The 13,858-nt window shown below is 37.3% G+C and carries 16 protein-coding genes and 1 other annotated feature; of the genes, 8 read left to right on the plus strand and 8 right to left on the minus strand.

The features are described 5' to 3' along the window. Positions 1-36: 36 nt before the first annotated feature. Positions 37-651 carry a DedA family protein gene (locus tag C564_RS0108725; RefSeq protein WP_003201786.1) on the minus strand — a complete coding sequence of 205 codons (615 nt, stop codon included), beginning with the start codon at positions 649-651 and terminating at the stop codon, positions 37-39. 538 nt (positions 652-1,189) lie between these two features. On the opposite strand from C564_RS0108725, the gene C564_RS0108730 reads away from it, so the two are divergent. Further along, positions 1,190-2,092 (plus strand): EamA family transporter, encoded by a 903-nt coding sequence (locus tag C564_RS0108730; protein ID WP_018765053.1) that lies wholly within the window; start codon positions 1,190-1,192, stop codon positions 2,090-2,092. A gap of 25 nt (positions 2,093-2,117) precedes the next feature. On the opposite strand, the gene metG is transcribed toward C564_RS0108730, so the two are convergent. Then, positions 2,118-3,752, minus strand: a complete 1,635-nt coding sequence (gene metG / locus C564_RS0108735; RefSeq protein WP_018765054.1) for a methionine--tRNA ligase — start codon at positions 3,750-3,752, stop codon at positions 2,118-2,120. A 51-nt stretch (positions 3,753-3,803) separates the two neighbouring features. Further along, positions 3,804-4,077 (minus strand) — a binding site (T-box leader). Positions 4,078-4,193: 116 nt separating this feature from the next. On the opposite strand from metG, the gene C564_RS0108740 reads away from it, so the two are divergent. Continuing rightward, positions 4,194-4,988, plus strand: coding sequence for a class I SAM-dependent methyltransferase (locus C564_RS0108740; RefSeq protein ID WP_018765055.1), 795 nt, complete (start codon positions 4,194-4,196; stop codon positions 4,986-4,988). A gap of 258 nt (positions 4,989-5,246) precedes the next feature. On the opposite strand, the gene C564_RS0108745 is transcribed toward C564_RS0108740, so the two are convergent. Next, positions 5,247-6,341 (minus strand): TIGR04053 family radical SAM/SPASM domain-containing protein, encoded by a 1,095-nt coding sequence (locus C564_RS0108745; protein ID WP_018765056.1) that lies wholly within the window; start codon positions 6,339-6,341, stop codon positions 5,247-5,249. 139 nt (positions 6,342-6,480) lie between these two features. Between C564_RS0108745 and C564_RS0108750 the strand changes: the two genes are divergently transcribed. Beyond that, positions 6,481-6,795, plus strand: a complete 315-nt coding sequence (locus C564_RS0108750) for a metal-sulfur cluster assembly factor (protein ID WP_003201771.1) — start codon at positions 6,481-6,483, stop codon at positions 6,793-6,795. Between the two features lie 44 nt (positions 6,796-6,839). On the opposite strand, the gene C564_RS0108755 is transcribed toward C564_RS0108750, so the two are convergent. The 4 genes from C564_RS0108755 to C564_RS0108775 form a co-directional block, all read right to left on the minus strand. Further along, a complete protein-coding gene (locus C564_RS0108755) occupies positions 6,840-8,489 on the minus strand; it encodes a M4 family metallopeptidase (RefSeq protein WP_131202326.1) in 1,650 nt (549 codons plus the stop codon). Between the two features lie 579 nt (positions 8,490-9,068). Then, the gene (locus C564_RS0108765) at positions 9,069-9,767 is read right to left on the minus strand and encodes a pirin family protein (protein WP_018765058.1); all 699 of its coding nucleotides are present in this window, start codon (positions 9,765-9,767) and stop codon (positions 9,069-9,071) included. A 49-nt stretch (positions 9,768-9,816) separates the two neighbouring features. Continuing rightward, positions 9,817-10,227 carry a MarR family winged helix-turn-helix transcriptional regulator gene (locus tag C564_RS0108770; RefSeq protein WP_018765059.1) on the minus strand — a complete coding sequence of 137 codons (411 nt, stop codon included), beginning with the start codon at positions 10,225-10,227 and terminating at the stop codon, positions 9,817-9,819. Positions 10,228-10,340: 113 nt separating this feature from the next. Beyond that, entirely contained in the window at positions 10,341-10,775 is a 435-nt protein-coding gene (locus tag C564_RS0108775; protein WP_018765060.1) for a DUF3920 family protein, read from the minus strand. A 395-nt stretch (positions 10,776-11,170) separates the two neighbouring features. Here C564_RS0108775 and C564_RS0108780 point away from each other — a divergent pair, with 395 nt between their 5' ends. The 3 genes from C564_RS0108780 to C564_RS0108785 all read left to right on the plus strand — a co-directional run bounded on the left by C564_RS0108780 (position 11,171) and on the right by C564_RS0108785 (position 12,126). Continuing rightward, a complete protein-coding gene (locus C564_RS0108780) occupies positions 11,171-11,611 on the plus strand; it encodes a Dps family protein (protein WP_018765061.1) in 441 nt (146 codons plus the stop codon). Beyond that, complete coding sequence (locus C564_RS36700; protein WP_081621459.1) at positions 11,581-11,742, plus strand: NADH dehydrogenase; 162 nt, start codon at positions 11,581-11,583, stop codon at positions 11,740-11,742. Before C564_RS0108780 ends, C564_RS36700 begins: the two co-directional genes overlap by 31 nt. Positions 11,743-11,928: 186 nt before the next feature. After that, entirely contained in the window at positions 11,929-12,126 is a 198-nt protein-coding gene (locus tag C564_RS0108785; protein WP_018765062.1) for a hypothetical protein, read from the plus strand. 27 nt (positions 12,127-12,153) lie between these two features. Here C564_RS0108785 and C564_RS0108790 read toward each other — a convergent pair whose 3' ends face one another. Next, positions 12,154-12,732: a TIGR00730 family Rossman fold protein gene (locus C564_RS0108790; protein ID WP_018765063.1), complete on the minus strand. Its 579-nt coding sequence runs from the start codon at positions 12,730-12,732 to the stop codon at positions 12,154-12,156. 73 nt (positions 12,733-12,805) lie between these two features. Here C564_RS0108790 and C564_RS0108795 point away from each other — a divergent pair, with 73 nt between their 5' ends. Together C564_RS0108795 and C564_RS0108800 are read left to right on the plus strand one after the other, a co-directional pair. Further along, positions 12,806-13,126, plus strand: a complete 321-nt coding sequence (locus C564_RS0108795) for a MazG nucleotide pyrophosphohydrolase domain-containing protein (RefSeq protein WP_016112448.1) — start codon at positions 12,806-12,808, stop codon at positions 13,124-13,126. 55 nt (positions 13,127-13,181) lie between these two features. Beyond that, complete coding sequence (locus C564_RS0108800; protein ID WP_018765064.1) at positions 13,182-13,688, plus strand: ferritin; 507 nt, start codon at positions 13,182-13,184, stop codon at positions 13,686-13,688. Positions 13,689-13,858 lie beyond the last annotated feature (170 nt).

Genomic DNA, 13,858 nt, shown 5'->3' on the forward strand with positions numbered 1-13,858 from the left:
ACCTCTTCCAATTTCCGACATAGAATGGATTCCATATTAATTTGCACTTTGTACAAATACGCGTTTTAATTGTTTGCGGAAACGAACTCCTAACGTAATTGCTACAATAACAATCACTCCAAAGATAATTTTCCCAATGTGTTGTCCAAGTACTCCAAATATATCATGTAAGTTTCCACCTAACCAATAGCCACCGATTAAGAAGAAAGATACCCAGAATAGAGCACCAGAGTAAATCGTTATAGCAAAGCGACGGAATGGTAAATTAATAATGCCTGCAAAGTATCCAGTAAAATGGCGTACACCTGGAATAAAGAATCCGATAAAAATAAGGAAGTATCCATATTTATCAAACCACATTCTCGTTAAATCAATTTTTCTTTGCGTTAAAAACACATACTTCCCATACTTCTGTACGAACGGCATACCAAGTTTATTACCTAAAAAGTACTGAATTGTCATCCCAACACTCGTTCCAATACATGATAAGATAATTAAAAGTGGTAATTGTAAATCCCCTTGATGCGCCAAAAAACCCGCGTATGCTAGTGTTGGCTCTCCCGGAAACGGAAGCGCAATATACTCTAACAGCAACCCTACAAGTACTACATAGTAACCGTATTGCTGAAATAATTCATGAATCCATTCCATGTCGATCTCTCCTTTTCTCTCTTATCTACAGCATCTATCACGTTCAAACTGTTACTATTATTGTATAAAAAAATTGTCGAAATAACTATCACAATAGCTTACATTTAGATTACATTTTTGTAAGGGAAATACTAAAATACCCCATATTCATGCAAATTCTCCTAATATCTATTATATATTTTCAAATTTTTTCATTTCTCCTTTATTATATACAAAAAAATTGCGTTTTTCTCTCATTTTCGTATAGTTAACTTTTAGAAATTCACTTATCCTTATTTTAGAAGATACGCGCAACTCTTCTCACATGTGATTTCTAAAAAAACACACAAAACTTGCGAAAAGAATTACATCTACTTTATATTGAAAATGTAAAAGAGATTGCTATAAACTAGAGTCATAGTCATTATCAAATGTTTTATATCCAAACTCACACACGATTGTGAGTGGCGGAATTTTGTAGAGTTTTCACTCTGTTTCGTTCGCCCGCTGTCCTGAATTGGACAGCGGGCGTTTTTTATTTGTCGAAGGAGGATTTTTTATGGAGAAATTTAAGTTTTCATTATTAGTTTTATTTGGCGCCTGCAGCTACGGCGTACTTTCTACAATTTTCAAACTTGGCTTTATGAACGGGTTTTCTGCACATGAGTTACTAGGTGGACAATATGTATTTGGTTGGGTGGGACTTTTATTGCTCGTTCTTTTCTTCTCGCGTCATAAAGTCTCGAAAAAACAAGCATTGATCTTATTAGCTGTCGGAACAACAATGAGCATGACCGGGATTTTCTACGCGATTTCTGTAGAAGAATTACCTGCTTCCATCGCTGTTGTTCTACTCTTTCAATTTACCTGGATTGGAGTAGTCATTGAAGCAGTCGCTAACAAGACATTACCAAGCCGCGAAAAGGTAGTATCTATTATTATTTTATTTGCCGGAACATTATTTGCAGGCGGTGTGTTTGAAGGGCTTGGTCAAAACTTCTCTACAAAGGGTATTATCTTTGGACTATTAGCCGCTGTCTCTTTTTCCTTTTATGTCTTTGCAAGTGGCCGCATTGCTACAAATGTACCACCCTATACAAAAAGCTTCCTTATGACAACAAGTGCTACACTTATTGTGTGTTTATTCTTTCCACCAACCTTTTTAATGGATGGTGCCTTGCAAGCTGGATTATGGAAGTACGCTTTCTTCCTTGGATTCTTCGGTGTTGTTGTACCGGTAATTTGCTTCTCCATCGGTGTACCAAAGGTCGGTATAGGATTGGGAACCATTTTAGGTGCTGCAGAACTACCAACAGCAATCATTGCTTCTATCACTCTTGTTCATGAAGTCGTATCACCGATGCAATGGCTCGGCATTGTTTGCATATTGCTTGGTATTTTCACACCACAAATTTTGACTGCACGGAAGGAGAAGAAAAAGAGCATAGAGCATAGCGCCTAAAAAAAGAGCACATCATGTGCTCTTTTTACTTCCATGCTCCATATAACCTTTCTACCTCTTTTTCAATTTGTTTTATATCAATTCTTTCAAATAAAGGCTGTACATGACTTATCCGCTCTGGCAATATATTTTCACATTTCCAGCCCGTATTCGTAATCGCTAGCATATTCCGCACCCTTTCACTTGAAAACGGTAAAAACGGCTCCAGTAACTGCGCAAAATTCACAATAAAATATACACAGGTGTAAATCGTCTCTTCGCAAGCAACAGGCTCTTCCTCCCTTTGCTTCCAGGGCGCCTGCTCATCAAAATATTTATTCGCAAAGCGTACCGTTTCAAAGATTGTTTCTACTGCTACTTTAAAATGAGCCTGCTCAATTGCATTTCCTACACTGCGATATAATTCCTCTATTCTTTCTTTTAGCTCTAGATTTATATGCCCTTTTGGTACCGCACCGTCATAATATTTCTCAATAAACTTTAATGTACGATTTACAAAGTTCCCATATGCGCCTAGTAACTCACTGTTATGGCTATAAATAAATTCGCGCCAAGAAAAATCGGTATCGCGATTTTCTGGTGCATTAATCGTTAAGAAATAACGAATCGAATCTGGATCATACCGCTCTAATATATCCGGTACCCATACTGCCCAGTTTTTGCTTGTCGATAACTTTCGTTTCTCAACAGTTAAATATTCATTGGAAACGATATGACGCGGAATTGCCTTTTCTCCTATCCCAAGTAATACAGCTGGCCAAATAATAGAATGGAACGGAATATTATCCTTCCCATGAACATAGTATGTCCTCGCGCTGCTACTCCAGAACTCCCCATCATCTTGCCTTGTTTCTTCAGCCCATCGTTTACTCGCTGAATAATAACCAGCAACAGCTTCAATCCACACATAAATTTTCTTATCCTCATATCCCTTAACTGGAATTGGCACTCCAATTGGTAAATCACGTGATACAGCCCGGTCCTGTAATCCTTCTTCTAAGTAACGCTCTGTTAATTGGATTGCATTATCACGCCATGCTCCTTCTCGTTTTGCAACTGCTACGGCATCTTTAATCTGCGGCTGAAATTTATGCAAGGCAAAATAGAAATGCTCCGTTTCCTTAACTGCTGGCGTATTTCCACACAGCTTACATTTCTTTTCTAATAAATCGAGTGGATCTAAAATAGCTGAGCATGCATCACATTGATCCCCACGTGCTGGTTCATGGCAATGTGGACAAACCCCCTCCACATAGCGATCCGGTAAAAATTGTGTACACGTTTCACAATATGCTTGCTCAACTGTCTTTTTATAAATAAATCCTTCTTCTAACAAACGTAAGAAAATTTTCTGTACCGTTTCATGATGATGCTGTGCATCTGTACGTGTATAACAATCATACGTAAAACCAAGCTCCTTAAAACATCGCTCAAATTCCTCATGATAATAGTCTGCAATTTCTTTTGCAGTAACCCCTTCTTGTTTTGCCCGAATAGCAATCGGAGTTCCATTACAATCGCTTCCTGATACGTAAAGAACATTTTCACCTTTCGTTCTATAATAGCGAGCTAAAATATCCCCAGGTAATAAACCCGTAACATGCCCAAGATGTAAAGAGCCATTCGCATATGGCCAAGCTCCTCCAATAAAAGTACTCATCATCTATTCCTCCTTTTAAATATAAAAAGCCCCACCCCTATCTTCTAAAAAGATAAGGGCGGGGCTGTATAAACAGTCGCGGTACCACCTTATTTCGTCAGCTATTCACACAACTGACCTCGTCAAGTACGGAGCAATATTACGCTCTTATACTGTGGTTTTGATAACGAGAACCAACTCTCGTCGCCGCCTACTATTATCATCTGATAAGTTCAGGACGCAGCTCAAAGGCCATTGTTCAAATGAACATTCTTGCTTCTTCTCAGCTCCCGAAGCTCTCTGGAAAGAATGGTTTCATTCTACTTTTCCTTTTCAATGCTTTTCATATATAACACGTATTTTATGGATAAAGTACAGAAAAATTAAACTTTTTATAAAAGAAAACAGGAAATAAATAATCCCTTCCGAATATATACATATTTAAAGAAAGGAGCGATCTCATTGAATCAAAAACAATTAAGCACAATTAATAAGCAAAGTTGGAACGCTGCTGCCTATGAGGCGTGGGCCAATCGGCACGGTACACCCAAGGAATATGCAAAGAAATTATTACAAGATCCAGCCCATGAAGTATCCTATTACTTACCTTACATAGAGAATATACAGGAAAAACGCATCATAAATTTACTTGGTTCGAAAGGAAATAAAGCTGTGGCATTCGCATTATTAGGTGCTGACGTAACAGTTGTAGATATTTCTGAAAGCAATGCCAAATATGCAAATGAGCTAGCGGATGCTGCAGGAACCTCCATTACATATATTGTTTCTGATGTACTAGACATTTCTCCTTCCAAAACATTCGATGTTGTTTTATTGGAGCTAGGTGTACTCCACTATTTTTTAGATCTTAAGCCACTCTTTAAATTAATCGCTGGGCTGCTAAAAGACGGTGGCACTTTCATACTTCGGGATTATCATCCTCTCTATACAAAGTTAGTAGCGATAGATCATGAAATGTTCCAGGCAAACGGGAATTATTTTTATGAAGAGATTATTGAAGATAACGTTGCTTATAGCAGTCTACTGGATAAAACGCAGCGAGACCTACTACCAAAAACGAAGATTCGTCGCTGGACGTTAGGAGAAATTATTACAGAGATTGCTAAAGCAAACTTACGAATTGAAGAACTTATTGAGGAACGTGGTCCACACCAGCGCTGGGTCTTCCCTTCCTCTGCTCCAGAAGGTATTGAAAATAGAGTCCCTGGACTTTACACATTAATTGCTACAACATAACACAAAAAAGGATCCCTTCACGGATAGGATCCTTTTTGCATGCTTAACGCATATAAGTTGAGGTTGGAGATTACCATAATTCTGTAGAATAGGACACAAGGTATTTCAACATTTTGTCTCTGACTTACGCAGTCAAAAGGGGTATGACCAACATAACGAAGAGCAATGTTCAGTTGATACTGATAATCGTTATCAACTGATTAGAAGTATACATGATGTATCCTAAAAAGACAATAGAAATCTCACATTTTTTATTAGCTAGCTTCTTAAAGCTTTCGGTACATATACACAATATGGCTCGCTCTCTAAATAATCACCGGTTATCGCATATGCTCTTGAGCGAGAACCACCACACACATAACGGTATTCACACTTCCCACATTTTCCTTTATAGCTATCTGGATTACGTAATGCTTGAAAAATTGGAGAATCACGATAAATATCTCGTAAACGCTTTTCTCTCACATTCCCAGCTTGAATCGGTAGTAGCCCGCTTGGATATACATCACCAATATGCGAAATGAAAACAAAGCCGTTACCGTCATTGACTCCTTTTGGCGCTCGTCCTAAACCATCAATTTTTCCAGTTAACCCATTTTGCAGCGCATCTTCATAACACATTCTTTGCTTGCTTTTACCTTCCTTATTCTTTTGCTGCATCACAACGCGGCGATAATGCTGAGCAGCTGTCGTCTTTATATCAAATGAAGCCCTTTTTCCTATTTCATATAATTTACGAAATACAAGTTCATGTTCTACTGGTGAAATCATATCCTCTACACTTCCCCTTCCAGTTGGAACAAGGAAAAACACGCTCCATAGTACCCCACCTAACTTTTCAACAAGCGCCGCCATCTCCTCTACTTCATGAACATTGTACTCAGAAATAGTTGTATTGATTTGGACAGGAATCTGTAACTCATTTAAATACTGAATCGCATCCATCGTAAGCTGAAAAGACCCCGCCACGCCGCGAAAACGATCATGTGTCTCAGCTGTAGCACCATCGATACTAAAGGCCCAGCGTGCAAGTCCAACCCCTTTTGCTTTTTGTATTGCCTCTTTCGTCACATTTGGAGTCGCACTAGGCGTCATCGAAACGCGTAGTCCTTTTTGCACTGCATAATTTGCTAGCTCATAAATATCTTCTCTCATAAGCGGGTCCCCGCCTGAAAAAACTAGCATCGGCTGATTCATTTCATATATTTCATCAATTAATCTCTTCCCCTCAAGAAAAGTTAATTCTCTCGGATCTCTCCTATACTGCGCTTCAGCCCGGCAATGCAGACATTTTAATTCACAAGCTCGTGTAACTTCCCATATCACGATAAAAGGATTTTCATCATAGTTCATTTTCAATCTTGCTCCTTCCTACATACTTATAATCAGTATAGGAAAGATTCTAAAAAAACACTGTGAGCTATTTCACTGCATCTTTATCTTATTTCCTTTATAATGAGAATGGATATCATTAATATTAGGGGTGTTGTGCATGTCGCAAGAATTCGAAGAGAAATTATATGCCAATTTAGAGGCTGTTATCGATCCTGAATTAGGCGTTGATATTATCAATCTTGGATTAGTATATGACGTAACAGCAGATGAAAATAATAATGCTGTTGTAACAATGACGATGACTTCGATCGGTTGTCCAATGGCTGGGCAGATCGTATCAGATGTCAAAAAAGTATTATCGACAAATGTACCGGAAGTAAATGAAATAGAGGTCAATGTGGTTTGGAATCCACCTTGGTCAAAAGAGCGTATGTCACGTATGGCAAAAATCGCTCTCGGTATTCGCGATTAAATAACAAAGAAAGACCTGACAACCAAGTCAGGTCTTTTTTCACCTTATTTCACACCAACTGCGTCATAAGCTTTCGTTACAGCTTGTACTTCTTTAGAGTTTTGACCATATAAGTCTGTCGCAGCTTGAAGTGCCGCTTGGCGCATCATTTTAAAGTTAGAGTTTGCAGTTAAATATTTTGTAAGAGCGCGGTAGTAAATTTTTTCTGTTGCTTCACGGCCTACGCCATTTACTTTCACACCATAATGCGTGCCACCTTCAGACACTAAATATGCGGCTTTATTATTAATACTACTGTTAATATGCACGCCGCCATTATCAGCTTTTCCAGTGTAGCGTTTACTGTAATGATCTGGGTAACCTTCACCAGGTTTTAATGGGTTCGGAATAGATGCTGGATCTTTCAGAGAACGAAGCGCATCCCCTTCAACACCAGGTGTATAAATATCAGCACCTAAATCCCAGCTTTTCTTCTCAACCATTACACCCATAATATCAGATAATGATTCATTTAATGCTCCTGACTCATCTTTGTAAACAAGATTCGCCGTATGCTCTGTTACAGCATGTGTTAGCTCATGTCCAATAACGTCTAAACCTGCAGATAATGGAATGAATGTTTTTCCATCCCCATCTCCATACATCATTTGTACACCGTTCCAAGCTGCGTTATTCCACCCTTCACCTACGTGAACAGTAGAAATCAGCCTCGCACCTTTATTATCGAAAGAATTACGGTTAAATGTCTTTTTATAATAATCGTATACTTTTCCTGCATTTACATGTGCGTCAACAGCCGCTTTATCTTCAAAGAATTTTGATTTACTTTCTACTTCTTCACCTGTATATCCAAGCCATTGTGAGAAGAGATTAAACCAGTTCTCATCCATATTTTGTGCATCAAACGTATGAACACCATTTCCACGTTTTCCATCAAACAAGTTAAATGCTCCTGTTTTTTCATCTTGAGCAATTTCAAATGATTGCTTGTTTCCTAGAACGCCATAGCCAAAACCAGTAATATGGTCGATTGCATTATATTTCTCAATCACATTTCCATTTGTTGCATCAACAAAGTAATGCCAGTATCCTGGTGCTGGTTTTGAAATAGACGCTTTAACAAGGTATGCAAGATAGTATTGTCCATCTTTTTCATACACATATAAATCTTTTTTCACACCATCATATTTATCTACTTTGCCAATTTCTTTCTCAATATCAGCCTTTGCAACTTCTACCGCCTTCTCATCAGTAATGCTAGCTGCAGCTGGGATATTTTTATCTTCTAAATTCGGGATAACTTGCCCGAAGAACGCCTTTACATTATTGTCTTTATCAAGTGTAACTGTTTGATCTGATCCATACACAGGAATATTATTATGCTTCTCAACTAACTTCACATGTGTTGTACCCGATTCAGCGTCCTTTTCTTCCCCTACAATATTAAAATGTTTGTCAATATTTCCTGCTAATTTAAACATATCCTTCTTGCTCTCTAAATACTGAAATACTGTTTCCTTTTTATCTAATCCTTGCGGTGCTTTCCATTCCTCACCTATGTAAGCCGGTGTTTTAAATTCTTGGTGATACTGAATTTGCTGCTCTGCCGCTTGTGTTTTTGTTGCTCCGAATGCCCCAAAACCCCCAACGATAACGGATAAAGCTAATGCTGATGAAACGACTTGCTTTTTCAATCTAACACTCCCCATTCCCCAAAAATTTTTTGACACTCTTATACATTTCGAGAAAAGGAAAATATATCCTACCAAAAAATATTGAGAAACTTTTTTACAATTCCATCCAAAAATCCCTATTTTAAATTCACAAAACATTCCCATTATATTACACTTAAAAATATCTACATATAAAAAATAAAGATAAAATTGCATAGCCTTCTTAACTAGAATCATACTTTATCTTTGAAAGGTGATGATATAATGTTACCACAAATTATTATGTATTCCTTCTGTCCGATAACATTAGTAGCGACTTTCCTCCTTTTCATAAAACTACAGCAAAAAGCAATCTTATATTTTCTACCTATTATCGTTTCAGCAATATTAGGCGTTCTCTGCTATGCTCAGTTTTTATTCACTAACGGGTTAAATGAATTTGTTCTCGCCACTTTCTTTATAGTTACAGCATTAACAAATCTATTTTTCATTCTAATCTTAAAAGTATTCAAGATGTTTCGTATGAGGAATTAAGAAAAGCACAAAAAGAAATAGCGCATTATTTTCACTGCGCTATTTCTTTTTTATTCATAGTGTCTCTTATTGCTTTTTCATCTCAATCGCTAAATAATGCGATTGTTCTGTTGCTTGAATACGAATATCTTCTTCAACTACTTCTGCTGCATCGCGCATTACAAGTGTCTCACCATTTACAACACCGCTTCCTTCAATTTGCACAAGATAAACTTGACGATCTTCGCTAACAGGGAAAGTGATTTCTTTTCCTGCTTCTAAAGATAGTGAATATAAATTTGCGTCTTGATGAATTTCAATTGGTGCACCACCATCAATTGGAGATACCATATGGAACCAATTGTTTTCACGTTTATTCCAATCAAACTTGAACTCGCCGTAGTTGGGTGTGTGCCCTGCGCGGTCTGGTAAAATCCAAATTTGTAATAGACGTAATGTCTCATTCCCTAAATTATGTTCACTATGAAAAACACCTGTACCAGCGCTCATATATTGTACATGTCCACGCTCAATTGTACCGCGGTTCCCCATGCTATCTTGATGTGTTAATGCACCATCTACAACGTAAGAAATAATCTCCATATCACGGTGCGGATGCATATCAAATCCTGTTTGCGTTGCTACTAAATCATCATTAATAACGCGAAGCGCCCCAAATCTCATATTATCTGGATTATAATAATCTGCGAATGAAAAATGAAAATGTGTATTTAACCAACCGTGATTTGCTCTTCCCATATTTTTATGATCAACTTTTTTAAACATATCCTTCACCTCATATTATCTCGAATTCGAGATATTTATTTAAAATTTTTTATTGTAACTTTCGAAGTAATTCTAGTAGTTGTTTTTGTTCATTACGATTTAACTTATCAAATTGTTCTGCTTGAAACGTCTCTTGCGGTGGAACAACCTCTTCATACAAAACTCTGCCCTTTTCAGTTAACGAAAGGTATTTCGTAGTACCTTCCTGTTCTCGCTTAATCCAATCAAGCTGCTCCATCTTATTTAAAAGCTGCGTGATGTTCCCTTTTGTAACAAATAGCTTTCGCCCGAGTTCTTGCTGTGTTAATCGATCGTGCCCACCAATTTGGGCTAGAACATCAAACTGGGCAGCAGATAAACTCCATTCTTTCAAATGTTGATTTGTCTCACGAATGCTTTTGTTATAAAAGCGTGATAAACGAAACCATAACAATAATCCTAATCTTTCTTCTGTTTTCATTCCATCACCTCGCTTACTTGATATCTTTAGTTTAGAACTAAACTTTAAAAATGTCAATTACTTTATTTTAGTAAGCGACAAACAAAAGCATAGTCACTTTCTCTCACTATGCCTTAGTTTAAGTTTCTTCTTATATATTCATTCATTTTACGTTCTGCAAATGCTCGGGCATCCTTTTCAATCCAACGTGCTTCATACGCTTCTTTTCCAATGTATAATACATTTTTCTCATGTTGCATTGAATGCCTGAATTCATGTAGTAATGTTTTGAGCACTTGCTCATACTGTTCCCACATACAAACAAAAATCATTTTTCTTTCTTTATGATAAAAACCGCTTAAAGGAAATAAAAATTCTTCTTCCTCTTCTCCAAAGTTTACAAGCACATTATTTGTATCACACGTATCGCAAAAAATAACTGGAATTTCGCGTTTCTCAATAAGTGAAAATATATCATTTTTCACCCGCTGAATATCCCACGGAAACTCTGAGTCCAGCACATACCAATTTCCAGCTTGCTGATATACGTTTTGAAACTGGAGTTCCATTGCCCTCCATTCTCCTTTCTATATTCCCTTTTTCTATATGTATGCCACCATATAGAAAAAATAAACACATATTGCAATACAACATTACATCTATATAAATCCATTTTGATTTTTCAACATATAAGTCGCTGCTTTGAAGAACAAAAGGTGACCCCTACTTGTTTTCTCTCTTTGTTTTTACTTGGCATGGGGCAGGAAGAGGATCTGACCGCTTCTATGCATGGCTAGATGCTCTCTCCCACCTAAAAAGAAGGGTTTTATCTCGTTTTTCAATTTGTATTTATATAGTTCAAAAATAATGTTTGTAAATGGTTGATTTATATCAATTACTAGATTATAATAATTATAAGTTAGTAACCGATATAATATAAATAACTCAAAAGGAGATTGATCATATGAACACACAAGTAATCGAAGTATTAAACAAACAGGTAGCAGACTGGAACGTATTATTTACAAAACTACACAATTTCCATTGGTATGTAAAAGGACCTCAATTCTTTACATTACATGAGAAATTCGAACAATTTTACACAGAAGCAGCTGGACACATCGATGAAATTGCAGAACGCATTTTAGCAATTGGTGGCAAACCAGTAGCGACAATGAAAGAATACTTAGAACGATCTTCTGTTCAAGAAGCGGCTTACGGAGAGACTGCAGAAGGGATGGTCGAAGCAATTATGAAAGACTACCAAATGATGCTAGGCGAACTGAAAAAAGGTATGGAAATCGCGCAGGGTGCTGACGACGAAACGACATCTGACTTACTACTTGGCATCTACACAGAACTAGAAAAACACGCTTGGATGCTACGTGCGTTCTTGAATCAATAATCATATTAAAAGCGGAAGCAGCTCGCTTAGAACAGGAGGGCGTTGGAACTCCTGATTCAGAGGCGCTTTTTGCCTCAGATAAAGGAGTGAAACGACCGACTGTTCTAGCCGCTGGAGCTGGATACTATTAAAAGCGGAAGCCACTCGGTCAATAAATCCCCTCAATTCACTTGAGGGGATTTATTATTATATCGATATATCTCAAACGTTTTTATGTTAAAATATAGAAAATGGCCTTCTAATAGTTACGTCTAGACAATACTTTTCCAAATTCATCATTTAGGTACTATCACTATCAAATGACGGGAGTGGTTCAGTTGAAAGACTATTTGATTCGAGTATTTTTCGCTTCATTAGCTGTTGGAATTACTTTCATGATAGCCAATATTTTAGGCATAAACGTAGATGTAGGAAGCTATCCTTTCCTTATCTGTATCGCGATACTTGGTGGTTGGGGTGGCTGGCATTTATATAAGAAATCTATGAAAGACAAATCTAAAGGCATTCCGAAATGAACGGAATGCCTCTTTTTATTCATCTTATTATGACAACTGCTTCCACTTATTCCCCATAACAGGTCTCTTATAGTTTTTCATGTGGAGCAATAATTCTTCTGCATTATCCGCCGAAACAATTAACTCTTTATTCGATGGATTCATAAACCCTTCTTCTGCCGCGCGATCGATCATTTGTAAAATTGGACTATAAAAATTTTTAATATTTAATAATCCAACTGGCTTGTCATGAATTCCAATTTGTGACCAACATACAACCTCAAATAACTCTTCAAATGTTCCGTAGCCACCTGGTAACGCAATAAATGCATCCGCAAGCTCTCCCATTTTTGCTTTGCGCTCATGCATTGTTTCTACTTCAATTAGTTCTGTTAATCCTTTATGAACAATCTCTCCGCGAAATAAACCACGAGGCATAACACCAGTGACACGTCCGCCTAAGCGCAACACTTCATTGGCTACTTCCCCCATTAAACCAACACATGAACCGCCGTATACTAGTTCACAATTATTTTGGACAAGCACTTCTCCAAGCTTAATTGCTTGCTCTTTAAATTCAGGTCTTTCTCCTAAATTAGAACCTGCAAACACACAAATCTTTCTCATACCTACACCCCAAAACTATATATTGTTATGATACAATGAATATTGTACAACATATTGAGGGGATGGGAAAGAATTGAATATTGCCGAATTTCAGAGATGGGTTGAGGAATTTTACGAAAAACGAAGCTGGTCACAATATAACTCTTTTATTCGCTTGAATTTCTTAACAGAAGAAGTAGGAGAAGTTTCACGAGTTGTACGCGCCATTGAAATTGGACGCGATCGCCCAGATGAACAAGTAAAACAAGTGGAAGAATTGAAAATTGAATTAAAAGAAGAACTTGGAGATGTACTTGCAAACCTCATTATCCTTTCTCAAAAATATGATTTAGACTTACAAGATATTATGGAGGCACATGTCGAGAAGCTTTCTAATCGTTTCGAAAACAAATGAGAATATTTATCAATTATGATATAATGGTTCCGACAACATACAAAGGAGAGAATTTATGTTATCTACTAAATTACACGATGCGCTTAACGACCAAATGAATTTTGAATTTTACTCTGCCCATGTTTACATGGCAATGGCTGCTTACTGCACAGCAGAAAGCTATGATGGATTTGCAAACTTTTTCCTTGTACAAGCAGAAGAAGAGCGTTTCCACGCAATGAAACTTTACAATTACATTAATGATCGCGGAGAGCGCGCCATTATTACTGGATTCGAAAACCCTAACAATGAATATGAATCTGTTTTAAGCGCATTTGAGATCGCACTTGAGCATGAGCGTGAAGTAACAAAGCGTATTTACAACTTATCCGATATCGCTTGGGATGAGCGTGAGCACGCGACAATTACATTCTTAAAATGGTTCGTTGACGAACAGGTTGAAGAAGAAGCTTCTTTCGACAGCATCATCCAAAAACTAAAACGTATTACAAGCGACTCTAACGCTCTATTTATGTTAGATGCGGAATTGGAAAAACGTACGTTTACTCCTCCTTCTGAGTAATATCCTTATCACCTTAATGAATTCGTTAAGGTGATTTTTTTCTCCTTTAAATCACTTTTCACCTTAACATCGGATTAAAATCAGCTTAAATCTTCGCTCATTCTACATAGGACTACTATTATAAATGGTATTATTTTCAATATAGAGTACAAACGGGAAGGAGAACATCT

It is taken from the genome of Bacillus sp. 105MF, assembly GCF_000374885.1.
Classification (GTDB): domain Bacteria; phylum Bacillota; class Bacilli; order Bacillales; family Bacillaceae_G; genus Bacillus_A; species Bacillus_A pseudomycoides.

Bases quoted from the DNA above. Each gene is read 5' to 3' on its own strand.
- C564_RS0108790 (WP_018765063.1), bottom strand. From the start codon at position 12,732: ATGAGAAAGATTTGTGTGTTTGCAGGTTCTAATTTAGGAGAAAGACCT.
- C564_RS0108800 (WP_018765064.1), top strand. From the start codon at position 13,182: ATGTTATCTACTAAATTACACGATGCGCTTAACGACCAAATGAATTTT.
- C564_RS0108770 (WP_018765059.1), bottom strand. From the start codon at position 10,227: ATGAAAACAGAAGAAAGATTAGGATTATTGTTATGGTTTCGTTTATCA.
- C564_RS0108775 (WP_018765060.1), bottom strand. From the start codon at position 10,775: ATGGAACTCCAGTTTCAAAACGTATATCAGCAAGCTGGAAATTGGTAT.
- C564_RS0108765 (WP_018765058.1), bottom strand. From the start codon at position 9,767: ATGTTTAAAAAAGTTGATCATAAAAATATGGGAAGAGCAAATCACGGT.
- C564_RS0108750 (WP_003201771.1), top strand. From the start codon at position 6,481: ATGTCGCAAGAATTCGAAGAGAAATTATATGCCAATTTAGAGGCTGTT.
- C564_RS0108780 (WP_018765061.1), top strand. From the start codon at position 11,171: ATGAACACACAAGTAATCGAAGTATTAAACAAACAGGTAGCAGACTGG.
- metG (WP_018765054.1), bottom strand. From the start codon at position 3,752: ATGAGTACTTTTATTGGAGGAGCTTGGCCATATGCGAATGGCTCTTTA.
- C564_RS0108730 (WP_018765053.1), top strand. From the start codon at position 1,190: ATGGAGAAATTTAAGTTTTCATTATTAGTTTTATTTGGCGCCTGCAGC.
- C564_RS0108725 (WP_003201786.1), bottom strand. From the start codon at position 651: ATGGAATGGATTCATGAATTATTTCAGCAATACGGTTACTATGTAGTA.
- C564_RS0108745 (WP_018765056.1), bottom strand. From the start codon at position 6,341: ATGAACTATGATGAAAATCCTTTTATCGTGATATGGGAAGTTACACGA.